The 26,852-nt window shown below is 50.3% G+C and carries 2 protein-coding genes; both read left to right on the top strand.

Features of this window, described 5'->3' with window-relative positions:
- Nucleotides 1–16 precede the first annotated feature (16 nt).
- Nucleotides 17–10,552: an SDR family NAD(P)-dependent oxidoreductase gene (locus OQ477_RS05750; RefSeq protein WP_265971708.1), complete on the top strand. Its 10,536-nt coding sequence runs from the start codon at nucleotides 17–19 to the stop codon at nucleotides 10,550–10,552.
- On the top strand, nucleotides 10,542–26,846 hold the full coding sequence (locus OQ477_RS05745) for a non-ribosomal peptide synthetase (protein ID WP_265971707.1): 16,305 nt from the start codon (nucleotides 10,542–10,544) through the stop codon (nucleotides 26,844–26,846). Before OQ477_RS05750 ends, OQ477_RS05745 begins: the two co-directional genes overlap by 11 nt.
- Nucleotides 26,847–26,852: the final 6 nt, after the last annotated feature.

The raw sequence follows: 26,852 nt of genomic DNA, 5'->3' as shown, positions 1-26,852 counted from the left end.
AGAGGAGTGGGAAGGAATGATATCGGAAAAAATCAATATCTCACTGGATCATCCCATCATGAAGGGCCATATGGTCTTTGGTGAAGCGGTATTGCCCGGTCTTGCTTATATCGATTTGATTTATCAGGTTTTTCAGGAACACGGTTATGTATACAATGAGCTTGAATTGAAGCACGTTACGATTTATCAGCCTTTAACCGTCAGTGAAACGGCTGCAATCATTCTGACCATTCAATGTTCTGAAAGCGGAGATGGAAAGTGGCTCATCTCCCTTTCGGGGCAGAAACAGCAAGGTGATGAGCTGTCAGACAATATACAATATGCGACGGCTGAAATGGTGAAAAGAGACGCTGTGACATTTGACGAAACCATTGATTTCGGCGATGTAAAGCAGTCAGGCAGATCTCTGAATCTTGATGACATGTATAACCGCTGCCTGGATCATGACTTGGTTCATTCCGGCATGATGAAATCGAACGGACGATTGTACGAAACAGAAGGCGGCATGCTGGCTGAGCTTTCTTGCGAAGAAGGAAAGGATTTCTTTTTATTCCATCCGGCCCTTTTGGATGCGAGCGGAATCGGGGCGAGCGGTTTGCTTTCTGAAACAAACCGGCTTCATCTGCCTTTATATTATGAATCGTTCACGGCCGCCGACAGGCTGCAATCTGAGTGCACAGCGCGTATCGCCGCTTCCGGCGTCCGTCAGGAAAAAGAACTCACAACGATGACGATCGAGTACTTCAGCCGATCCGGACAGAAGGTGGCGGAGCTTAAAAACATTACGGGAAAAGCGGTTCGGCTTGAAGAAGACGCGAATACAGCCGAACAGAATCAACAGGCTGCAGCTGAGCCGGAAAGCGCAGATGAAAAAGACATCATTCTGTTTTTAAAGAAGCTTTTGGCTGATAAGCTTGGGCAGCCTTGGGAGACGCTGGACGTTCTTGGAGGCTACTACGAGCTTGGGCTGGATTCATCTTCTTTGCTTGAGATTGTACAAGATATCAATAAAAAGACGGGTGCGGACCTCGCGCCCACTCTTCTCTTTGAATATACAAATATAAAAGAACTCGCAGCCTTTCTGAAAAAGACTGGTTCATTTCAATGTGCGGAACGTGCAGCCGAACCATCACGGTCTGAAGCTGAAGCACCGGACGCGCCAGAACATCATAAAAACACCGGAGACATCGCGATTATCGGAATGGCCGGCCGCTATCCGAAAGCGAAAAGTGTGGCGGAGTTTTGGGAAAACCTTAAGGCAGGCACGGATTGCATCACTGAAGTTCCGAAGTCCCGATGGGATTGGAAAACATATCAAAACGTAACGTCCCCGTCTGGAAAAACAGTATCAAAATGGGGCGGTTTCATTGACGATGCCGACTGTTTCGATCCGCAGTTTTTCAGAATCTCACCGCGTGAGGCGGAAATGATGGACCCGCAGGAGCGCCTGTTTTTAGAAACATGCTGGGAAACGATTGAAGATGCGGGGTATACACCTGAAACACTGGGGAATAAAGGGAAGAAACAGCATCCGATCGGCGTATTTGCAGGGGTGATGCATAAAGATTATTCCTTAATCGGCGCAGAACAATTATCTGAAACTGATCCTTTTCCGGTTTCACTGAATTATGCGCAGATCGCCAACAGAGTGTCCTATTATTGTGACTTCCACGGGCCGAGCATCGCGGTGGATACCGTTTGTTCCTCATCATTGACCGCCGTTCATCTGGCCATTGAAAGCATCCGCCGCGGCGAATGTGAAGCCGCGCTTGCGGGAGGGGTGAACTTGTCGCTGCACCCGGCGAAATATCTCAGCTACGGGAGCGTGGGCATGCACTCAAGTGACGGCCGCTGCCGTACATTCGGCGAGGGCGGGGACGGCTACGTTTCCGGAGAAGGAGTCGGTGCGGTCTTGCTCAAGCCGCTGGAAAAAGCCGAACAAGACGGCGACCGCATTTACGCGGTCATTAAAGGAAGCGCCGTTAACCACGTCGGGAAAGTAAGCGGAATTACCGTCCCGAGTCCTGCTGCACAGGCAGAAGTCATTAAGGCCTGTCTGAAAAAAGCAGGTATCAGCCCGCGGACCGTCAGTTATGTGGAAGCCCATGGCACGGGTACTTCGTTAGGAGACCCGATTGAAATTGAAGGTCTGTCAAAAGCGTTCAGCCAAGGGACGCAGGATCAGCAATTTTGTTCCATCGGTTCGGTCAAATCAAATATCGGCCACGCAGAATCAGCGGCGGGGATCAGCGGGTTAACAAAAGCAGCGCTGCAGCTTCATCACAAAACGCTTGTCAAATCACTGCATTCTGCGGAATTAAATCCTTACCTGAAATTTGAGGGATCTCCTTTTTACGTACAGCAGCAGACTGCTCCGTGGAAGCAGCCGGCAGCTGAAGAAAACGGAAAAGTCACACATTATCCGCGCCGGGCCGGACTCAGTTCCTTCGGTGCATCAGGTTCGAACGCCCATATCATTTTAGAAGAATACATTCAGCCTGAACAAAAAGCGCCTGCATCTGAGAGCGATGCAGCAAAACTCATCCCGCTGTCAGCAAGAAATAAAGACAGGCTTCTGGCCTATGCGGAAAAACTAGCCCGATCGCTTTCAGAAAAGACGGTGCTGTCTGAACTGGCTTATACACTTCAGACAGGACGTGAAGCAATGGAGGAGAGAGCTGTCTTCCTTGTAAATGACACCCGCGACTTGAAAGAAAAGCTGAATGATTTTGTGAAAGGAAACGAAAACATCCCCGGTCTTTGGCGCGGACAAGCCGAGCTGCCGGAACTGAGCGAAGCCGCTCCTGAGACGGATGATCCGATACGGCTTGCCGAGTTATGGGCAGAAGGGAAAATAATAGATTGGAATAGGCTGTACGCTTCGGGTAAACCGCGTAAAACAAGCGTTCCGACGTATCCGTTTGCAAAAGAACGCTATTGGATTCCGCAGCAGAAAAAACAGGAGAAAAGCCCGTCAGGCACAGTGCTGCACCCGCTTTTACAGGAAAATACGTCAGATTTTTCGCAGCAGCGCTTCACGTCTCTTTTTACAGGAGATGAATTTTTCCTATCTGACCATGTCGTTAACGGACAAAAAATTCTGCCGGGCGTCGCCTATTTGGAAATGGCCGCAGAGGCGGTCAAAAAGGCCGCTGCCGTGACGGAAAAAGACCATAGCGTCACACTCAGACAGGTCGTTTGGGTCCGGCCGGTCATAATTGAAGACAAACCGAAGGAAATACATATTGCCCTTTATCCGGAAGATGATGGTGAGATTACCTATGAAATATACAGTGAGGCAGAAAACGGCGAAGATCCCGTCATTCACAGCCAGGGTGAAGCGGTCATTACCGAACCGGGAAGCGCCCAGATAGATATCGAGTCTGTCAAAGCTTCCTGCAATTTAGGAACCGTAACTGCAGAAGAATGTTACGGAGCTTTTGAAAAGATCGGTCTGGATTACGGAGAGGCATACAGGGGCGTACAGCAATTGCTGATCGGAGAAGACCGATTATTGGCCCGTATTTCACTCCCAGCAGCCGTACATGACAAAAAAGAACAGTATACGCTTCACCCGAGTATGATGGACGCCGCTTTTCACGCCTCCGTCGGGCTGCTTGTCCGCTCGATACATGACGATGCAGACAGCCACGAGCTTTCTTTGCCGTTTGCGATGCAGGAAGTGGAAGTCTTTGGGCCGTGCCCTGAACATATCTGGTCATATATCCGGTACACAGAAGGCAGCAAAGCAGATGACAACGTAAGAAAATTTGACATTGATATGTGCGATGATGCCGGTACGGTTTATGTCAGGATGAAAGGCGCGTCCGTCCGGGCGCTTGACACAAGCCAAACAGCGGGCGGAGAAACCACGGAGGCGCCTGTCGGCCATACGATGCTGATTCCGGCTTGGGAGCCTGTTGCGCTTGAAAAAGCCGGGGAAGCAGCGGTGGATAAGCAGACGGCAGTATTCGGCGGAACGGATTCGAGACATACGCGCATAAAAGAACATCTGCCGAACGCTTCCTATTATCCGATCAGAGGTACGGATGATATCACATCTCTTACGCACATGCTTGAAGGACAAAAAGAACTGGAGCAAATCATTTGGCTTGCTCCGCAGGCTGAGAGTGCTGACAGCCTCAAGGAACAGGATAGGAACGTCCTTCATGTGTTCAAGCTGATGAAAGCATTACTTGCCTTAGGGTACGGAGAAAAACGTTTGGACTGGTGCATCGTCACAGCAAATGCCCAGCCGTTTTCGGATCAAGACAGCGCCGACCCGTCACAAGCCGCAGTCAGCGGACTTTCCGGAACAATGGCGAAAGAATATCCGCATTGGCATATCCGCATGATTGACACAGAAACGGACGGCAGCTGGCCGATCGAAGAGGCGCTCAGTCTTTCTGCCGGGAAAAACGGTAAAATTTGGGCGTACCGCAACCAGCAGCTGTTTGAGCGGCAGCTGATACCGCTTGACAATATGCCGAAAAACGGCACGCTGTACCAAACAGGCGGGGTTTACGTCGTGATCGGAGGCGCCGGATATCTTGGCGAGGCATGGAGTGAATACATGATCCGCCGCTACAAAGCACGCATCATTTGGATCGGAAGAAGCACACTGAATGATTCCATACAGGCGAAACTCGACCGGCTCAGCGCATTCGGCCCGGCCCCTGAATATGTTTCCGCCGATGCCGCTGACAGGTCTTCCTTAGAGCGGGCTTATCAGTTCATAAAAGAGCGCCACACAAAAATGAACGGAATCATCCACTCGGCAATGGATCTGTCTGAGCAAAGCTTAAATAATATGAAGACAGAAGAGTTCAAATCGGTGCTGCGGGCAAAAGCTGATGTAAGTGTGTCCATGGCGGAGGTATTCGGACGGGAGCCGCTTGACTTTGCGCTCTTCTTCTCCTCGCTTGTGGCATTTATTCATAACGTGAAACAAAGCCATTATGCCGCAGGATGCGCTTTCAGTGACGCATTTGCGAAAGAACTTGATCAGACATGGAATTGTCCGGTCAAAGTGATGAATTGGGGCTATTGGGGCAACAGCGAAGCAGCTGAAGACGGCGATTTTATTCAGCTGATGGATCAGATCGGATTGGGATTGATCGAACCGGACGCCGCGATGGAGGCGCTTGAAACCCTTATGACGCTGCCGATTGATCAGGCGGCCTTCATTCATACGACCAAACCGGTCGCAGTCGAAGGAATGAGTGAAACAGAAAAAATTTCTGTTTATCCGCCTCAGCCGCTTATCTTTTCACAACAGCCGAAGGTCGCTCCGCCCGGCGCACGTCTTGTAAGAGAGGCTGAACATCAGGAGCTCGATGATTTTCTGTATCAGCTGTTGATCGCCCAGCTTAAAGAAGCGGACTTGCTGACGCCGCAAAGCCTTAAAGTGTATGAGCCCGAGCATAAATACTTTAAAAAATGGCTCAAGCAAACGATCGCCTTCCTTCTGGAACATGGCTATCTGGAAGGGAATGCGGATTCATATAAACTGTCGGCGCGGGCCGAAAACACAACCGCCGCGCTATGGCAAAAATGGGAGCGGGAAAAAGAGGAATGGCTCAACAATGCCGATACAAAAGCGATGACTGTTTTAGCCGAGACGATGCTTAAAGCACTGCCGGGCATTCTGCGCGAAGACGTGCCGGCGACAGATATCATGTTCCCGCATTCTTCAATGGAACTTGTTGAAGGAATTTATAAGCGCAACCAAGTCGCGGATTACTTTAACAGCGCCCTGTCAGATACATTAACGGCATATGTGAAAGAAAACATCAGCAAACATTCAAAAGCCGAGATCCGCATACTGGAAATCGGAGCGGGCACAGGCGGCACAAGCGCAGGCATATTTGAAAAGCTCAGGCCGTATCAAAACCATATAAAAGAATACTGTTACACCGATGTATCAAAAGCTTTTCTCGTGCATGCGGAGACGGAATACGGCAAACGGAACCCTTATCTGACGTATAAGCTTTTTAACGCAGAAGCGCCGCTTGCCGGCCAGGACATAGAGCCGGGCGCATACGACATCGTCGTTGCGGCCAATGTGCTCCACGCGACGAAAGACATCCGCCAGACGCTGAGAAACGCAAAAGCCGTTTTAAAAGACAACGGTTTGCTGCTCTTAAATGAAATGGCGGGAAACAGCCTGTTCCCGCATATTACTTTCGGACTGCTTGAAGGCTGGTGGCTGCATGAAGATTCCGCCCTTCGTATTCCGGGGTGCCCGGGCTTGTATCCGGAAAGCTGGAAGCGCGTGTTAGAAAGTGAAGGCTGGCATTCTGTCTTCTTCCCGGCAGAAGCGGCACATGAATTAAGCCATCAGATTATAGCGGCAAAAAGCAACGGCATTGTTCGCCAAAAAACGCTTCAAGCAAAGGCCGGAAAACGGACCGCTCCGCCAAAAGCAGTACATGCGCCGGAACTTCAGGCGCAAACAACGGTGCAAAAAGGCGACACGTCTTTAACAGAAAAAAGCACCGAGTACTTGAAAACGTTAATCGGAGAAACATTAAAAATTCCGCCGGCTCAAATTGATCCGAAAGCGCCGCTTGAAAAATACGGAATTGATTCTATCGTCGTCGTACAGTTGACAAACGCGTTACGAAATGTATTGGACCAAGTCAGCAGCACTTTATTTTTTGAATATCAGACGATCGAGGCGCTCGTCGCTCACTTAATCAAAACGAAAAAAGACGCGATGATCAAACTGACCGGACAAACGCCTGTTCAGGAAGAACGGAAGGCATCACCAGAACCGCAGGCTGTACAGCCGGCTAAGCCGCTTCGCACTGACTGGCGGCGGAGGGAAAAACGGGCAGCCAAAGAGACGGTCCGGCAAAGTTCGGTTCGCGACGTGGCCATCATCGGTGTTTCAGGACGCTACCCGCAGGCAAAAACAGCGGCTGAGCTTTGGGCAAATATTAAAAAAGGAAAAAACTGCATAGAAGAAATCCCGCGGGAACGCTGGAACTGGCGGGATTACTACGATGAAGAGAAAGGTAAAGAAGGCTCTATTTATACGAAATGGGGCGGCTTCATTGAGGATATGGACAAGTTTGATCCGCTGTTCTTTCAGATTTCTCCTTTGGAAGCGGAGCGAATGGACCCGCAGGAGCGATTATTTTTAGAAACGGCGTATGCGAGTATCGAGGATGCCGGCTATACGCCTGACAATCTGTGCCAAAGCAGAAAAATCGGTGTTTTTGCCGGCGCGATGAACAAAAACTACCCGACAGGCTACGGCTATTGGTCCATTGCCAACAGGGTATCTTACCTTTTTGATTTCCAAGGGCCGAGCATTGCCGTTGATACAGCCTGTTCCTCTTCTTTGACGGCCATTCATCTGGCGCTTGAAAGCATATACAGCGGTTCAAGCGAATGCGCGATTGCCGGGGGCGTAAACATAGTGACCGACCCGATCCATTATATGAATCTGTCAGTCATGAACATGCTTTCCGCAGGCGACACGTGCAAATCGTTCGGAGACCGCGCGGATGGTTTTGTCGACGGAGAAGGGGTAGGCGCGGTCGTGTTAAAGCCGTTAGACCGAGCGATTGCCGATAACGATCACATTTACGGTGTGATTAAAGGAAGCACCATTAACAGCGGAGGCAAAACGAACGGATACACCGTTCCGAATCCGAATGCGCAGGCCGCCTTAATAAAAGAAGCTTTCCAAAGGGCAAACGTCCCGGCGCGCACCGTCAGTTATATTGAAGCCCACGGTACGGGCACCGCATTAGGAGATCCGATTGAAATCGCCGGATTAACGAAAGCATTTGAAGAGGATACAACAGACAAACAGTTTTGCGCCATCGGCTCCGCAAAATCAAATATCGGCCATTGTGAAAGCGCCGCGGGCATTGCGGGTCTGACAAAAATATTATTCCAGCTCAAAGACCGCCAAATTGCGCCGTCCCTGCACGCGGAACAGCTGAACCCGAATATTGATTTCGCATATACGCCGTTTGCCGTTCAGCAGGAGCTCGGTGAGTGGAAACGTCCCGTCATCGGCGGCAGAGAACTTCCGAGAAGGGCGGGGTTAAGCAGCTTCGGCGCGGGAGGAGCAAACGCCCACCTCGTCATAGAAGAATATACGGCAGACAAAGAGCCTGATGAGACGCCGGCAGATCAGCCCGCCCTCATCGTCCTGTCCGCGAAAAACAGCGAACGGCTCACTGAAAAAGCAAAACAGCTCAGAGACGCTATCCGTGAAAAAAGATACAGCGGCAGCGACCTTATGAGCATAGCCTTTACTCTTCAGACTGGCCGGGTGCCGATGGAAGAGCGTCTCGGTTTTATCGTCCATTCACTTCATGAACTTGAGGAAAAACTGAATGGATTTATCGCCGGACAAAACAGCGCCGGACTGCACCGTGATGGCACGGAAGAGAACAAACGGATGCTTGCCGTATTTTCGGCGGATGATGATATGGAAACAATCATAGACGCTTGGATCAGCAAACGGAAATATTCTAAGCTGCTTGAGCTTTGGGTAAAAGGATTGGACATCGATTGGGCGAAATTATACGGAAACCGTCCTCCGGCCCGCATCAGCCTGCCCGCTTATCCGTTTGCGAAAGAACGCTTCTGGCATCAGCAGCCTGTACAAAGCAAGGCAGCGCCCGTTAACGCGCCGGCTGATGAAAGTGATCCGGCGGAACAGTTTGAAGTGATGGCTTTTAGAGAAGTCCTTAAAGAACAGGCTCTGCCGGCAGCCGGAGAAAAGAAAATCAAAACGGTGATTTCTTTCTTATCTGATCAGAAGAAGCAGCAGGAAGCCATCTCTGTGATCAAATCGTATGACAATGACATTGACGTTATTTTTATCGCTCAGGGAGACCGGTATGAGGCTCTGTCCGCCGGCCGCTGTCAAGTGGTGCGGGAAGATCCGCAATCATTTGTGAACGCTTTTGCGGATATTCAAACAGAGTACGGTGAAGCTTCTGCCATTTTGTATTTATGGGCGCTTGAAGATAAAAGCTGCATCGAAGATTATTCATGTATCGTTCATATTCTCAAAGCAATGGCTGAGACCGGTCTGCAGCCGGAAAGGCTGTTATTGGCGGGGGAATATGCATCCGGTCTGGAAAAGTGCTACTTGGAATCATGGATCGGCTTTGAGCGCTCGCTCGGCATTGTTCTCCCGAAAACAAGTGTTACCGGCCACTTCAGAAAAGCCGGTGCGGCCATAACGGACTGGATGAGAACGATTTGGGACGAGCTGAAAGCTGAAACAGACCAAACCGTTTTCTTGGAAGAGGGAAAACGATATGTCTATCACACCGAACCAACCGGACTAACGAAAGAAAACAGCAGGATCAGAACCGGCGGAACATATCTCATTACAGGCGGATTAGGAGGGCTCGGCTACTTATTTGCCCGCCATCTCGCCCGGAACTACCAGGCAAATGTCATTCTCACGGGGCGGTCGCCGATCAATGAAGAAAAGAAAGAAAAAATGAAAGACCTGGAAAATCTCGGCGCGGGTGTTCTTTACGCCGAAGCCGATGTTTGTGATCCGATCGGAATGGGCGACTGCATCAAGCGCGCGAAAGAACGATTCGGAGCCATTCACGGCGTCATTCATGCGGCGGGCATCGAAAGCAGAACATCCGTCTTTGAAAATGAAATCGGGAATTTCCGCAGTACGCTTGAACCGAAAATAAACGGAAGCCTGCTTCTTGACGAGTGGCTGAAAAACGAAACGCCGGATTTCATCTGCTACTTTTCATCCACATCGGCTGTTTTAGGAGATTTCGGCTGCTGTGATTACGCGGTCGCGAACAGGTTCCAAATGGCGTATGCCCACTATAAAAACGAACAATCCGAAAGCGGAAACGCTTTTGTCATAAACTGGCCGGTCTGGAAAAACGGCGGAATGGCCGTCGGCGGTGAAGAGACGACGGGCATGTACCTGAAATCAAGCGGCCAGCGCCTGTTAGAAACTGATGAAGGCATTGAGCTTTTTGAGCGCATCATTTCTCAAGACAACACCCAGTGCCTTGTCATTGCCGGCGAAAGAAGCCGTGCTGAACGATTTTTAGGCATACAGCGGGACGATTCATCAAAACCGGATGCGCTTTTGGAAACCGTGAGCCGCCGCATCCCGGAAGAAAGCGCGGAAAAACGGCTCGAAGCGGATTTGAAAGAGCAGATACACAGTCTGCTGAAAATATCCAAAGATAAACTCGTCCTGCATAAAAACTGGGCGGAATTCGGATTTGATTCCATCTATTTAGCCAAATTTGCCGCTCTTTTGACGAGTCATTACGGCATTGAAGTCACTCCGGCGTTATTTTACAGCTATGCCACGCTCGGAGACGTCATGAGCTATTACCTGACAGAACATAAAGAAACGATCGAAACGTTTTACCGAACGGAAGAAACCGAAACAGAAGCCGCCGCTCCGGATAACAAGGAGTATACGGATCAGGAGATCATCGCCATGATGAAACAGGTCTCTGAGGGGACATTAGATTTTAAAAGAGTGCAAGACATCATAGAAGGGAGTAAGACCTATGAATCATAAAGAACTTCTCGATGCCTACAGATCAGGAACGCTCACCATCGCTGAGGTAGAACAAAAGCTTCAGGCTTCTAAGCGGACAACTGCAAAACGTCCGCTTTCTGAAGGCCAGAAAGGTTTGTGGATGCTTCAGAAAATGTTTCCGGAGATGAGCGCATATAACATTCCGTTATGCTTTCGTTTTCAAAAGCTGGATATCGAGACATTCAAAAACGCTCTTTTGTCCGTGCAGCGCCAGCACCCTATTTTGACCAGTGTGATAAAAGAGGAAAACGGCCTTCCGTATCAGATAGAAGATACGGATCGGCATTTTCCGATTGAAGAAATGGTTCTTTCTGACTTAAGCGGGCGTGATGCGCTTACGTTTATTAAAGAAAAAGCAAAAGAACCGTTCTCGCTTGAAACCGGGCCGCTCCTGCGTGTTCAAGTATTCCGGCGGGCGAAGCGGGAGCCGATTGTGTTAATCACCATTCACCATATCATTTTTGACGGCGTCTCTCTTATGACGTTTATGTCGGCGCTGCTGGACGCTTATGTAAAAGCAAGTGAAGGCAAAGAACCTGTCATGCTTCAGCAGGCCGCAGATTATCATGACTTTGTGAAATGGGAAAAAGAGCTGCTGGAAAGCGCAGCGGGAAAAACGCATCTCTCTTATTGGAAAAAGCAGCTGGAAGGACCGCTGCCGGTGCTTGAGCTTCCGTCGGATTATCCGAGATCATCGGTTCAAACTTGCAAAGGGCAGGCGTATCAGCGCTTGCTTCCTGATGAACTGAACCGGCAGATTAAAGTGTGCGCCCAAAAACATAATGTCAATGAATCCGTTGTGTATCTCGCTATTTTCAAAGGACTGCTCTATCAATATACGAAGCAGGAAGATGTCATCGTCGGCATGCCGACGATGGGGCGTTCTGAGGCTCAATTTGAGTCTGTCATCGGATACTTTATTAATATGATCGCGGTCAGAAGCAGGGAGACGGGCGCCAAATCTTTTACGTCGTTTTTGAAGGAGCTGCAGCTGACACTGGCAGAAGGGCTTGACCATGCCGCATATCCGTTTCCCGCGCTTGTCAAAGAATTGAAGACGGAACGCTCGCCTGCGGTGTCGCCTGTTTTTCAAACCGCGTTTTTCTATCAAAACTTCTTCCGGACGGAAGGAGCGGAAAAGCTGGCGGAACTATATCAATCACTCGGCATTGAAATGATAGAAGACATTCATCAGGAAGGCGAATTTGAGCTTGCGCTTGAAGTCTATAAAAAAGAAACGGGAACCGTCCTGCAATTTCTGTACAACCCGGATGTCTACAGTCCTTCTTTCATCGAACGGCTGGCGGAGCATTATATGAAACTGGCGGAAAAGGTGCTTTCTGATCCGGAGATCGCTTTTGAAGCCTGTTCCGGCCTGCTCAATCAAAAACGGGATGAAAGCCGTTCATCCCATCAGCCGAATGAGCGCTGCATTCATGAAGTGTTTGCGGAAAAAGCCGGACGCCACCCTGACAGAGAAGCCGTCACATTCGGTGAAAACAGTCTTACATATCGCGAATTAGATGAACGAAGCACGGCGCTCGCTGTGTACCTGCAAGAAAAGGGCGTCACACCGGAATGCCCGGTCGGCATTTGTACGGAGCGTTCTTTTGAGATGGTCATCGGCATCCTCGCCATTTTAAAAGCGGGAGGCGCGTATGTGCCGCTGGACCCGGCTTTTCCAAACGAACGGATGGCCCACGTGTTGACTGACAGCGGCGTGTCAATCGTATTAACGCAGGAAAAGACGCGCGGCATGATTGAACAGTTGGCCATCGGCGGTGTGAGCACGGTGGAAATTGAAAACAGCGGACGTTCTGTCAGCGGGGCAAAACTGACGCCGCGTTCAAAACCGCATCATCTCGCTTATATTCTATATACGTCCGGAAGCACGGGAAAACCGAAAGGCGTCATGGTTGAGCACAGGGCCATCATGAATACGCTGCAGTTTTTGGAAGCTGAGTATCCGGTCGCTCAAGAGGATGCCTATCTGTTAAAAACGAATTACGTATTTGACGTTTCGATTTCTGAATTATTCGGCTGGTTTATCGGAAACGGACGGCTTGTCATTTTGCCGCCTGGTGCAGAAAAAAATCCGCAGCTTTGCATGGAATACATCCAAACCCACCAGGTCACGCATCTGAATTTTGCGCCCGCCGTGTTTAATGTATTTCTGGAAACGGTAAAGCGGCATACGGCATTTACAGAAGCCGGCCCTGTGAAGTATGTGATGGTGGCCGGTGAGGCGTTTCCGAAAGATTTAGTCAAAAAGTCAGTTTCCATCTTCAAACATGCCAGAATTGAAAATATATACGGCCCGACGGAAACATCCATTTATGCCGCTTACTACAGCTGCGGCCAAAAGGAAATCACAAGCAGGAATACGCCGATCGGGAAACCGATTCACAATACGCGGCTTTATATCGTCGATGAAAAGCTCAGCCCCGTCCCTGACGGTGTGGCCGGGGAGCTTTGCGTGGCCGGCGCCGGCCTGGCCAGAGGCTATTACAATCAGCCTGAGCTGACGGCGGCATCATTTATTGATAATCCGTTTAGTGAAGGAGAAAAACTTTACAAGACAGGTGATTTGGCCAGATGGCTGCCTGATGGAAATATAGAATATGCCGGCCGGATTGACAGTCAGGTGAAAATTCGCGGCTTCCGCATCGAATTGGGAGCGATTGAAACGAAATTGAGCGAACATCCGGATATCCTTGACCAGGCGGTTGTGGTTCAGGAAAAGAACGGACATAAAAAGCTGATTGCTTATTATACGGCCCGCTCCGGTCATACGGCAGACGAAAAAGCGCTCCGCAACCATCTTTTATCAAGCCTGCCGGATTATATGGCGCCTGCCCATTTTATCCGCCTGGATGCGCTGCCGTTAACACCGAGCGGAAAAGTGAACCGCAAAGACCTAAAACAGCGCAAGGTAATCGTTCACCGGTCTGAAAAGACGGGCAGACTGCCGTTATCAGAAGCGGAAGCGAAAGTGACCGCAATATGGGAAGACCTGCTGAATACGGCGGGCATCAAAATCGAAGACGGCTTTTTCGATGTGGGAGGCGACTCGCTTCTGGCTGTTGCGGCGGCAGAACGCATTAAACAGGAGCTGGAATGCGATTTTACCGTCACGGATTTATTCGAACACTCTACCATTCAGGCGATCAGCCGATTTATTGTTGAAACAAAACAGGCGGCTGAATCAGAGGTGTCCGGCCAAGATGAAAGAGAAAAAGAACATACACCGCAAAACGGGATGCCGTCTTACTTTGAAGACAGTGTGGCGATAGTGGGGATTTCCTGCCAGTTCCCCGGCGCGAAAAATCATCATGAGTTTTGGAAGCAGTTAAGAGAAGGAAAGGAAAGCGTCCGGTTCTATTCGGAAGAAGAACTTCGGGAAGCCGGCGTGCCTGAAGATTTGATCGAAAATCCCGACTATGTGCCGGCATTATCGACGATAGAAGGAAAAGATCTCTTTGACCCTGAGTTCTTTCACATTTCTCCGAAAGACGCAGAATTTATGGATCCTCAGCTTCGGCTTCTGCTGCTTCATTCTTGGAAAGCCGTCGAGGACGCGGGATATGTATCGAAAGAGATTCCGAAGACAAGCGTATATATGTCGGCAAGCAATAATTCGTATCGGTCGCTTTTGCCGGAAAAAACGACAGAAGGCCATGAATCTCCCGACGGCTATGTGTCATGGGTGTTAGCGCAGAGCGGCACGATTCCGACGATGGTTTCCCATAAGCTCGGATTAAAAGGGCCAAGCTATTTCGTTCATTCCAATTGCTCATCATCATTAGTCGGTCTTTATTCAGCCTACAAAAGCATAACGAGCGGAGAATCGGAATACGCGCTCGTCGGCGGAGCAACTCTGCATGCAGCGACCGGCATCGGCTATGTGCACCAAAACGGATTGAATTTTTCAAGCGACGGGCATGTCAAGGCATTTGATGCTTCAGCCGACGGTATGGCGGGCGGAGAAGGAGCGGCCGTCATTCTGCTGAAAAAGGCGTCACAAGCCGTTCAGGACGGAGATCACATATACGCCATGCTCAGAGGCATCGGTCTGAACAATGATGGAGCGGATAAAGTCGGTTTTTACGCACCGAGTGTAAAAGGTCAGACTGACGTCATCCAGCATGTTTTAGACAGCACGAATATTCACCCGGAGACGATTTCCTATATCGAAGCGCACGGCACAGGAACGACATTGGGTGATCCGATTGAAATGTCCGCGCTGCAGCAAGTGTATAAACGTTACACGGACCGGGGGCAGTATTGCGGGATCGGCTCCGTAAAAACGAATATCGGACATTTGGATACAGCAGCAGGTCTGGCCGGGTGCATCAAAGTCGCCATGAGTTTATATCATCGGGAGCTGGCGCCTACCATTAATTACACGTCACCGAATCCGAATATCAAATTCAGCGGTTCGCCGTTTTATGTGGCGGATAAGAGAAAACCGCTTCCGGAGAGAGAGACGCCGCACCGCGCAGCGTTAAGCTCATTCGGACTCGGAGGAACAAACGCACACGCCATTTTTGAACAGTATGAAAACAAAACGATCAGCGGATCAAATGACGGACAGCCGCCTTATATCGTTCCGCTGTCAGCGAGAAATAAGCAGCGTCTTACTGCCTATGCATCCTGTTTATCCGGCTTTCTGGATGAAGCCGAAAACGATGTTTCCTTGCATGATCTGGCATTTACGTATCAGACCGGACGTGAAGCGATGGAAGAGAGAGCCGTTTTTATCAGTCATGATCGTCACGATTTGAAGCGTCAGCTGCAGGATTTCATCAATAGCAATGACCAAAACATCTTACGGGGCGAAAAAGTGAGAAGCAGAGAAGTGTCAGCTCAGGAGATGGAAGAGCTTGCGGCATGTCAGACAAGGGATGAAAAGCTGAAAGCACTGGCGGCACTCTGGGTTGAAGGAGCGCGTGTCGATTGGGGCTTATTGTATCAGGATTCCGCGCCGCAAAGAATCAGTGCGCCGACCTACCCGTTCGCAGAGGAGCGCTTCTGGCCGGAAGAAACCGTGAAGCAAACGGATACCAAGCTTTTGCATCCGCTGGTACATCAGAATACATCCGTCTTGCAGGAGCAGCGGTTCAGTTCGGAATTCACGGGAAAAGAGTATTTTATTGCCGAGCATATCATTAAAGGAATGGCGATCGTGCCGGCTGCCGTTACCCTTGAGATGGCACGGGCCGCGGCGGAGAAAAGCATCGGCGGGGCAACAGAGGATTCTCTGGGCCTGCGCTTAAAGAATATTGTATGGGTCCGCCCGGTGGTAGCCGATCAGGAGGCTGTCCGTGTCCATATCGGACTTTATGAAGAAGAGGACGGACAGATTCAATACAGAATGTACGGGGGTAACGATTCTATCGGTGAAGAAGCTCCTCTTTATAATCAGGGCATCGCTGAAATCATCCGGAAGGAACCGGAGGAAGCGGCGGATATTGAGCAGCTGAAGCGCCGGTGCACACAGGGAACAATCGAATCTCAAGCGTTTTACAAAGGAATGATCGGTGCTGATTACGGGCCCGGATACAAAGGGGTGCAGCTTGTATACAAAGGCGAAGACCGGCTGCTTGCTAAATTGAAGCTTCCTGAATCCGTCTCTCATACAAAAGCTGATTATATCCTTCATCCGAGTATGATGGACGGTGCGCTTCAGGCCGCCGAATATTTGCAAAACGTGACGAGAGCGCTGCTTGCAGAAAGCGGGGAACCATTCAAAGCCGCATTGCCGTTTGCTTTAGAGGAGCTGGACGTTCTGAATCCGTGCGCTGATGATATGTGGGTGCACGTCACATTCAGCGCGAACAATAAAGCCGGCGATCCTATCCAAAAAGCCGATATTGATCTATATGACAATAACGGCGGGCTTTGTGTGCGGATGAGAGGTTTCTCAACGCGGATCATGGAAGAAAACGCGGGTGCCGGCGTTTCCGTCAGCCGTACGGACACATTGCTCGCTGAACCGATCTGGAAAGAGCAGCCGGAACCGGCGGACCACGAGCCAACGTATGAAGAGCATATCATTTTCCTTTGTGAGTACGATGAAGCCGTAAAACAAGCTGTCGAAGCAAAGCTTGAACATGCAAGCGTCATTATCTTGGACGATCGTCCCGCATCTATTGCAGAGCGGTATCATTCTTATGCGGGCCAGCTGTTTGACCATATTAAAACCATAATGAAAAGCAAGCCGAAGGGCCGCGTTCTATTTCAAGCTGTTACGCGGTCAGCAGGCTTACAGCAGGTGTTCTCAGGCATTACCGGCCTCTTCAAAACCGCATGCCTTGAACAATCCAAGCTGATCTGTCAAATGATCGAAGCCGAGGAGAAAGAAAGTGCTGAAGGCATAGCGGAAAAAGCGTCCGAAAACCGTATGCATGCAAAAAGCGTCCATGTGAAATATGAAAACGGCAAGCGCTTTGCCGCTGATTGGGAAGAGATGGATATTTCTCAAGCGGAGCCGGACATTCCGTGGAAAGACGAAGGCGTTTATCTCATTACAGGAGGTGCCGGAGGTTTAGGTCTGATCTTTGCAAAAGAGATCGCAAACCGTACAAAAGACGCCGTCATCTTACTAACCGGCCGGTCCGCTCTCAGAGAAAAGCAGAAAGACATGCTGGAAACAGTACGTGCTGCCGGCGCTTCTGTTTTCTACGAGCAGACCGATGTCACGGACGAAGCAGAAGTATACCGATTGATCCGCAATATACGCAAACGGCACGGCAGGCTGGACGGGATTGTTCACAGTGCCGGCATTATAAAAGACAACTACATGGTGAAGAAGACGGCAGAGGAATACCAACACGTTCTCGCTCCGAAAGTGAAGGGCCTTGTGTATCTTGATGAAGCGTCACAACATGAGAAATTAGATGTCTTTATTGTCTTTTCATCCTTATCAGGTGTGCTTGGAAGCGTCGGCCAGGCTGATTATGCGTCTGCAAATGTCTTTATGGAGATGTATGCCGAGTACCGCCGTTCTTTACAAGCCGCAGGACAAAGATACGGAAAGACGCTTTCTGTCAGCTGGCCGTTATGGAAAGAAGGCGGAATGCAGGCAGGAAAGCAGACGGAAGATATGCTGATGCAGGAGGCGGGAATCGCACCGCTCGGCACAGATGCCGGCATCAAGGCTTTATATCAAGGCTTGATGAGCGGGACAGCCCGGATGACGGTTCTTGAAGGAGATGTGAAACACATGAAAGCAAAACTGTTCCGCAAAGAGAATGATCATCGTCCGGAAGCAGAGACCACTGTAGTTCATGACATTGATACTGACAGCCTGCTTGAAAAAGTGAAGCATTTGTTAAAACAGCAGACGGCCTCACTTTTAAAAGTAAACATTGACAAAATTGATCCTCATGAAGAAATGACAAAATACGGGCTGGATTCTATCTCGATGACTGAGTTTACGAACCAGTTAAACAAAACGTACCGGCTTACGTTAACGCCGACGATTTTCTTTGATCATCCGACAATCCATGAATTCGCCGTTCATTTAATCAGTGAATACGAAGAGGGATTTGCCGGACGGTTTGCGGTAAATACAAAAACGGTTCAATCGGCAAGACCGGTAAAAGAGACTCAAATCACGCGCCCGGCCGTTAAGCGACGCCGCACTCTGCCTGAGGCGCTTCCGCAGACAGTGCAGCGGGACCAAGGGCCGGAACCGATCGCAATCGTAGGCATCAGCGGGATTTTCCCGATGGCAGAAGACATTGAAGCTTTCTGGCAGAACCTGAAAGAAGGCAAAGACTGCATGACCGAGATTCCGAAAGACCGCTGGGACTGGCGGGACTATTACGGGGATCCCGCAAAAGAAGCTAATAAAACAAACGTCAACCAAGGCGGGTTTATTGACGGAATTGCTGAATTTGATCCATTGTTTTTCGGGATTTCACCCCGGGAAGCGGAGCAAATGGACCCTCAGCAGCGCCTCTTGCTGACGCACGCGTGGAAAGCGATTGAAGATGCCGGATATGCGTCAAAGAGTCTCTCAGGCACAAAAACAGGTGTGTTTATCGGGACCGGAAATACCGGCTACGGTTCTCTTTTAGCCAATGCCGATGCGGAGATTGAAGGGTCATCCGCGGCGAATACAAGTCCGTCTGTCGGACCGAACCGTGTCAGCTATACGCTCAATCTGCACGGGCCGAGCGAGCCGATTGATACCGCCTGCTCAAGCTCGCTCGTTGCCATACACCATGCCGTTTCTTCAATTGAAGAAGGGACGTGCGACATGGCTCTGGCGGGAGGGATCAATACGATTGTTCTTCCGGATGTGTATATCAGTTTTGACAAAGCAGGCGCGCTGAGTAAAGAAGGAAGATGCAAAACGTTCTCTGATCAGGCTGACGGTTTTGCCCATGGTGAAGGAGCAGGGCTCTTTTTCCTCAAAAAGCTGAAAGCCGCTGAGGCGGATGGGGACCATATTTACGGCGTTATTAAAGGAAGCGCGGTGAATCACGGCGGCCGCGCGGCATCTTTAACAACGCCTAACCCGAAACAACAGGCGGAAGTCATTAAAGCCGCATACAAAAAAGCGGGCATTGATCCGAAAACAGTCTCTTATATCGAAGCGCACGGCACCGGAACAGAACTGGGAGATCCTGTTGAAATTAACGGCCTGAAACAAGCGTTCAGCTCGTTTGCAGACGGAAAAGAGAAAGCGGCCGGCTATTGCGGCTTAGGGTCAGTCAAAACGAATATCGGCCATTTATCCCTTGCCGCGGGAGCAGCGGGCATTATTAAAATTTTGCTGCAGATGAAGCATCGGACATTAGTAAAAAGTCTCCACTGTGAGACGGTAAATCCGTACATTCAGCTTGAAGACAGCCCGTTTTATCTAGTGCGGGAGACGATGGAATGGAAGACGCAGACGGACGAACGCGGAAACGAACAGCCGCGCCGCGCGGGCATCAGCTCATTCGGCATTGGAGGCGTAAATGCCCACGTCGTCATCGAAGAATACATCCCAGAAGACAGAGAGGAAGCAGATGACTCTCATATCGACCCATGTCTTTTCGTTCTGTCCGCCAAAAATGAAAAACGCCTGAAAGAGCAGGCAAAACAGCTGAAACGTGCGCTTACTGAAAAACGGTACAATCAATCCTCCCTCGTTTCTATGGCATATACCCTCCAAATCGGAAGGGACGCCATGGAAGAACGCCTGGCGGTTATTGCCGGATCCGCAGAAGAACTGCAGGAAAAACTGTCACAGTTTATCACTGGAGATAAGCACGCGGATTTGTACAGAGGAAAAATAGACAAAGGCACCCTGCAAATGCTGACGGAAGATGAAGAAATTCAAGAAGCCGTTGAAAAATGGATGGCACGCGGCAAATACGCGAAGCTGCTTGAATTATGGGTCAAAGGGCTGAACGTCGATTGGGCGAAGCTGTATGGAGACCGGCCGCCTAAACGCATGAGCCTGCCGTCGTATCCTTTTGCAAAAGACCGCTATTGGGCGGCAAAAAGCACCGGAAAACACGAAAAAACAAGCACTGTGTCTGCCGGAAAACAAGACGCGCTTCATCCGCTTCTGCACAGAAATACCTCAAACCTTGCAGAACAGCGGTTCAGCTCAATCTATACAGGAGAAGAATTTTACCTTGCGGACCATGTTGTAAAAGGCGTGCCGATTTTACCGGGGGTGGCACATCTTGAAATGGCGCGCGCAGCAATGGAACAGGCATCTGAAGTTCCGGCCGGACAAGGAAGCGTCAAGCTTAAGAATACGGTTTGGGTGCGGCCGATCACCATTGAAGACGAGCCGGTTCATGTCAACATCCGTCTCATTCCTGAAACGGCAAATGACGTTCAATTCGACATTTACAGCGGTCAGGAAACAGATCAGCCGTCCGTTTACAGCCAAGGGGCAGTATCAGTCCGCCCTGACGCCGAGGCTCCGGTCATTGATCTCCAAAAGCTGAGATCACAATCCGCCGAGACACCGTTTTCTGCAGATGAAGTATACGATATGTACCGCAAAATCGGTTTTGATTACGGCCCGGCTTTCCGTGGTGTCAAAGCAATTTATACAGGTGATGATTTCGTATTGGGCAGACTGTCTCTTGATGCGGCTTGTGCGGACACGGTACAGGAGTATGTCATGCATCCGGGCTTAATGGACTCTGCATTGCAGGCATCAAGCATATTAACCGGAACAAATGATGAAAAACTGATGCTTCCGTTTGCGGTTCAGGAGCTTGAAGTATTCAGCGCCTGCGCTGCCGAGATGTGGGTTTACGCCAGACTTTCTGAAGACCACAAAGCCGGCCAGATTGAAAAACGCGATCTTGATATTTGTGATGAAAACGGCAAGGTGTGCGTAAGGCTGAAAGGTTTGTCATTCAGAACGGCTGAAAAAGAACCTGAGAAAAAAGAAAAAGCTCCGGGAACGCTCATGCTTGAGCCGGTATGGAGCCGAAGCGATGAAACCGCCGTTCAAACGGAACCGGTTTTTGCCCGGCATATCGTGTTGCTTTGTGACACAGACGCCGGATTGAAACAAGCCGTTGAAGCCGCGGGAGCTGAATGTATTGAAATGACCTCCCCGCACGGGAAAGCGGCGGCGCGCTTCCGTGATTATACAGGACGGATATTGGAGACGCTGCAAAAACTGCTGAAGGAAGAGACGGATGGAGACGTCCTCATCCAGACGGTTCTCTCTAAAACAGATAAGCATCAGCTGCTCTCAGGCATTTCAGCTCTGTTAAAAACAGCCGGCCTGGAACATAAAAAACTGAAAACCCAGCTGATTGAAATAGAACCGGCGGAAAACGGAAAAATCACAGACATCATCAGAGAAAATAAAACACGGGCTGATGACAGCCATATCAAATATGAAAACGGCATCCGATACAGCGCAGATGTCAAAGAAACGGCCGTGTCCGGCGGCAAAATACGCATTCCGTGGAACGACGGAGGCATTTATCTCATTACCGGAGGAGCCGGGGGCTTAGGCTTTATTTTCGCGAAAGAAATCGCCCGCAAAGTCAAAGAGCCGACACTGGTTTTGACAGGCCGTTCCGCTTTAAGCGAGAATCAGCGGATGCAGCTGCAATCGCTTGAATCACTCGGAGCAAAAGCGGAATACAAGCAGGCTGACGTAACAAACGCTCAAACTGCGGCAGACCTGGTCAAAACAATTGAGACGGAATATGGCGGCCTTCACGGCATCATTCATAGCGCGGGTGTGATGAAAGATCAGTATATCGCAAAGAAAACAACCGAAGAGTTTTACAGTGTATTGGCTCCTAAAACGGACGGATTTGTCAACCTTGATGAAGCAACCGAGCATTTAGCGCTGGACTTTTTCATCGTTTTCTCATCCATTTCCGGCGTCACCGGGAATGCGGGACAGGCGGATTATGCGGCGGCAAACGCATTTATGGACAGCTATGCGGCATACCGCAACGCACTGGTTACGGCAATGTACCGCCACGGACATACATTGTCGGTCAATTGGCCGCTTTGGAAAGACGGCGGAATGCAAGTCGATGAAGAAATGGCGAAGCACACCGAAAAAAGAACCGGCGTAACGCCGATGCGCACTGAAACCGGAATAGAAGCTCTTTACAAAGCATGGAGCACGGGGAAAACAAGCGTGCTCGTCATGGAAGGAAACGGCGCCGTAATGCGGGAAAAGCTGCTTCAAAAGACTCCCGCAGCCGCTTTTGCACCGGTTAAGAAAACGGAGGAAACGCCTGCGCCGAAAGACCTGACGGCAAAACTTCAGGAATTGCTGGCAAAAGAGGTTTCCGGGCTTCTGAAAATCAACATTGAAGAAATCGATATCGAATTGGAGTTCAATCAATACGGATTTGATTCCATTACGCTGACGGAATTCGCCAACAAGCTGAATGACACTTATCAGCTTGATCTGACACCGACCGTATTTTTTGAATATGCGACGATTCAAGCCTTGGCGCATCATTTAGCAGAAGACTATCAAACACAATTTGCCGGCAGCACACAGCCGAAAGAAGAAAAACAAAGCGGCGTAACTGATGATGGCGGCATCAGACTGGCAGGGAACAAACGATTTGCAAAAACTGCCGTACAGCCTGTTCAGACGGCGGCTGAACATAAACCGGAACCGATCGCCATTGTCGGCATGAGCGGGGTGTTTCCGAAGGCCGCAAATATTGATGAGTATTGGCGCAACTTAGAAGAGGGAAAAGACTGTATAACAGAGGTGCCGGCGGATCGCTGGGACTGGCGGGAGTATTACGGTGACCCGCTTAATGAAGCCAACAAAACAAATGTAAAGTGGGGCGGATTTATTGACGGAGTTGCGGATTTTGATCCGCTGTTCTTCGGAATTTCACCGCTGGAAGCCGAACAGATGGATCCCCAGCAGCGCTTGTTAATGATGTATGCGTGGAAGGCGATAGAAGATGCGGGATATTCCGCTAAAAGCCTTTCCGGCACGAAAACAGGCCTGTATATCGGCACGGGGAATACCGGATACGGCTCACTGTTTTCCGACCTGGATATCGGCGGTGCGTCAGCCGCAAATATGAGTCCGTCAGCGGGGCCGAACCGCGTCAGCTATATGCTTAATCTGCACGGGCCGAGTGAACCGATCGACACGGCTTGTTCCAGCTCGCTGGTCGCGATTCATCACGCCGTATGCGCCATTGAAAACGGGAACTGCGATATGGCGATCGCCGGCGGCGTGAATACCGTCGTCACTCCGCAAGGCCACATCGCTTATGACAAAGCGGGAGCGCTGAGCAAAGAAGGGAAATGTAAAACATTCTCCGACAGGGCGGACGGATTTGCCGTCAGTGAAGGTGCCGGAATTCTGTTTTTGAAAAATCTGTCAGAAGCGGAAAAAGCGGGCGATCATATTTACGGCGTCATTAAAGGCAGCGCGGTCAACCACGGCGGACGCGCGAACTCCTTGACGACACCGAACCCGAAAGCCCAGGCGGAAGTCGTCAGAACGGCTTATGACAAAGCCGGCATTGATCCGAGAACCGTCACTTATATAGAAGCGCACGGAACCGGAACGGAGCTTGGCGATCCGGTCGAAATCAACGGCCTGAAATCCGCCTTTCAAAAGCTGTACGAAAAAACAGGCGATTCCGCCGTTTATGCGAGTCACTGCGGTCTGGGTTCGGCCAAAACCAATATCGGCCACCTGTCACTGGCAGCCGGTGTCGCGGGTGTGATCAAAGTGCTGATGCAGATGAAGCATAAAACACTTGCAAAAAGCCTCCACAGCGAGGTCATCAACCCGTATATCAAGCTGAAAGACAGTCCGTTTTACATCTTACAGGAAAAAAGAGAATGGACGGCATTGAAAGACGAAAACGGCAATCATCTGCCGCGCCGTGCGGGAATCAGTTCTTTCGGCATCGGCGGCGTAAACGCCCATGTCGTCATTGAAGAATATATCCCGAAGGTAGAAAGAAAAACAGCTGTTTTCACACACCCTCAAATCTTTGTGCTGTCGGCCAAAGAAGAAGAGCGTCTGCAGGAACAGGCGCAGCAGCTGGCGCAAGCTTCTTTTACGGATGCGGATCTTGCCGATGTTGCTTACACGCTTCAGCAGGGACGTGATGCGATGGAAGAAAGAGCGGCCATTATCGCTTCCTCGGCCGAAGAACTTCGGGACAAGCTAAAGAGCTGTGCGAAAGGACGTTATGATATAGCGGGCATTTATAAAGGAAAAGTGGGTAAAACCTCCCTGAAGTCCATTCTGGCAGGCGCAAACGGCGAAGCGGATATCGAAGAGCTGATAAGCCGCCGAGAGAATGACAAGCTTGCGGAATTATGGGTGCAGGGCGCGGATATCAAGTGGGACGGCTTATATTCTGATATCAAGCCCCAACGGATGAGTCTTCCTGCTTACCCGTTTGCGAAAGAGCGGTACTGGATCACGGACAACCGGCCGAAAGCAGAGAAACCGCAAGCTGTGCCGACGTCGCGGGTACTGCACCCGCTGCTTCACGAAAATGTATCAGATTTAACAGAGCAGCGGTACCGATCCGAATTTACGGGACAAGAGACGATTTTCACCGATCATCTTATTAAAGGCAAGCCGGTTATGCCGGGCGTTGCCTACTTGGAAATGGCTAGGGCGGCGGTTGCTCAGGCAGTCAAAGGGCAAAAGGAAGTTCCGTCTGTCACCCGCCTGAAAAACATCGTTTGGGTTCGGCCGATCGAAGCGGGAACCCGCCCGATTGAAGCGCAAATCAGCCTGATTCCGAGGGAAGACGGTGAAATCGTGTATGACATTTACACGGACTCACAAACAGAAGCAAGCGGCAGGCAGATACACTGTCAGGGGGCTGCCGGCATTCTCAGCGCCGGGGAGGCTCCGCACCGTGATATAGGCGCACTGAAAGCTCAATGCGGCCTCAGTATACTGACTTCTGAACAGTGTTACGGCTTATTCAGCAAAATCGGCATTGAATACGGTCCAGGACAACAAGGAATTCAGCAGATTCATATCGGAAGCAATCAAGCATTAGCTGAGCTCCGGCTGCCTTCCTTCCTCGAAGAAACGGCAGATCAATACGTTCTTCACCCGTGTATGCTTGATTCAGCTTTGCAAGCGACAATCGGTCTGAAGCTTCACGCAGATGATAACCAGCTGTCACTGCCGTTCGCCCTTGAAGAACTGGACATTTTCAGTCCGTGCACGACAAGCATGTGGGCGTACGTCAGCTCCCGGGGAACGGATGAAAAAATACAGCGTATGGACATTGACTTATGCGATGAGACCGGCCGGGTCTGTGTCAGAATTAAAGGGATTTCTTCCAGAATGATGGAAGGCTCCGCGCCGGAAACATCATTAAATGGAGCAAACCTTCTGGCTCCGGTGTGGGATCTCGCGGACTTCCGTGATCAAAGCCCGGCATATAAGACGGAAGAGGTTGTCTTTATCGCGGGGGATGAGGAAAGCGCGGCTTTTCAATTGCATCATCCTTCTGCGAAACGGCTCCATATCAACCCGGAGGATGAAATAGAGGCTGTTGCGGCTGAACTGAAAGCAACAGGGTCTTTCGGGCATATCGTATGGATCGCTCCTTTTCACAGCGCTGATGACATGGTGAAAGCTCAGGATGCGGGCGTCATCCAGATGTACAGAGTGATTAAGGCAATGCTTGCTTTAGGATATGGAGGCAAGCGAATCAGCTTGACTGCAGTCACAATAAAAACACAGTCCGTACAGCCGGCGGACATTATTGATCCGGCTCATGCAGGCGTTCACGGTTTGGTCGGCTCGCTCGCAAAAGAGTATCCGAACTGGCAAACAAGGCTGATTGATGCCGGATGTCCGGAAGATGTTTCAAAGGCGGAGCTGTTCTCAGCGCCGTTTGATGAGCAAGGCAATACATGGGCGTACCGGAACAATCACTGGTACAAACAGCGCCTTATTCCTGTACAGCAGCCGGTGTCAAGCCGGCCCGCTTACCAAAAAGGCGGCGTTTATGTCGTCATCGGCGGCGCGGGGGGCATCGGCGAGGCATGGAGCGAATATGCCGTGAAAACATATCAGGCGCGAGTCGTTTGGATCGGCAGACGAAAACATAACAGCGCCATCCAGGAAAAAATCGACAGGCTCAGCCAATTCGGCCCGGCGCCGATTTATATTGAAGCTGACGCGGCAAATCCGAATGAGCTCACACGGGCGTATGAAACGATCAAACGCACGCACCCGCAAATTAACGGAATCATCCATTCCGCAATTGTTTTAGAGGATCAGAGCCTGGCAAATATGCCGGAAAGCCGTTTGAAAAGCGTGCTCGCTGCGAAAGTCAATGTCAGCGTGAATATGGCCCGCGTGTTCCGAAATGAGCCGCTGGACTTTGCTTTGTTCTTCTCATCTGTTCAATCATTTGCACGAGCGGCCGGACAAAGCAATTATGCTGCCGGATGCAGTTTCAAAGATGCCTTTGCCGCTCATTTGGCTAAAACGCGGCCGTATTCGGCGGCAGTGATGAATTGGAGCTACTGGGGCAGTGTCGGAATCGTATCATCTGCTGACTATCAAGAACGGATGAAACAGGCGGGAGTCGGATCAATTGAAGCACCGGAAGCAATGGCCGCGCTTGAACGATTGCTCGGCGGCCCGTTGAATCAGTTCGTCATGATGAAACAGGCGGAAGAGCCGGAGGAAAAACCGGAAGAAATGATAGAAGTATACCCTGAACATCACGGCTCGGCGATGCAAAAACTGCGAAGCTATCAGCCTAAAGTAACAAGACATGTACAACAATTGAGTTAAGGAGGG

The organism is Bacillus sp. ChL18, assembly GCF_026241425.1.
GTDB lineage: Bacteria > Bacillota > Bacilli > Bacillales > Bacillaceae > Bacillus > Bacillus velezensis.
This window is presented reverse-complemented; position numbering and strand designations above follow the sequence as displayed.

Bases quoted from the DNA above. Each gene is read 5' to 3' on its own strand.
- OQ477_RS05750 (WP_265971708.1), top strand. From the start codon at position 17: ATGATATCGGAAAAAATCAATATCTCACTGGATCATCCCATCATGAAG.
- OQ477_RS05745 (WP_265971707.1), top strand. From the start codon at position 10,542: ATGAATCATAAAGAACTTCTCGATGCCTACAGATCAGGAACGCTCACC.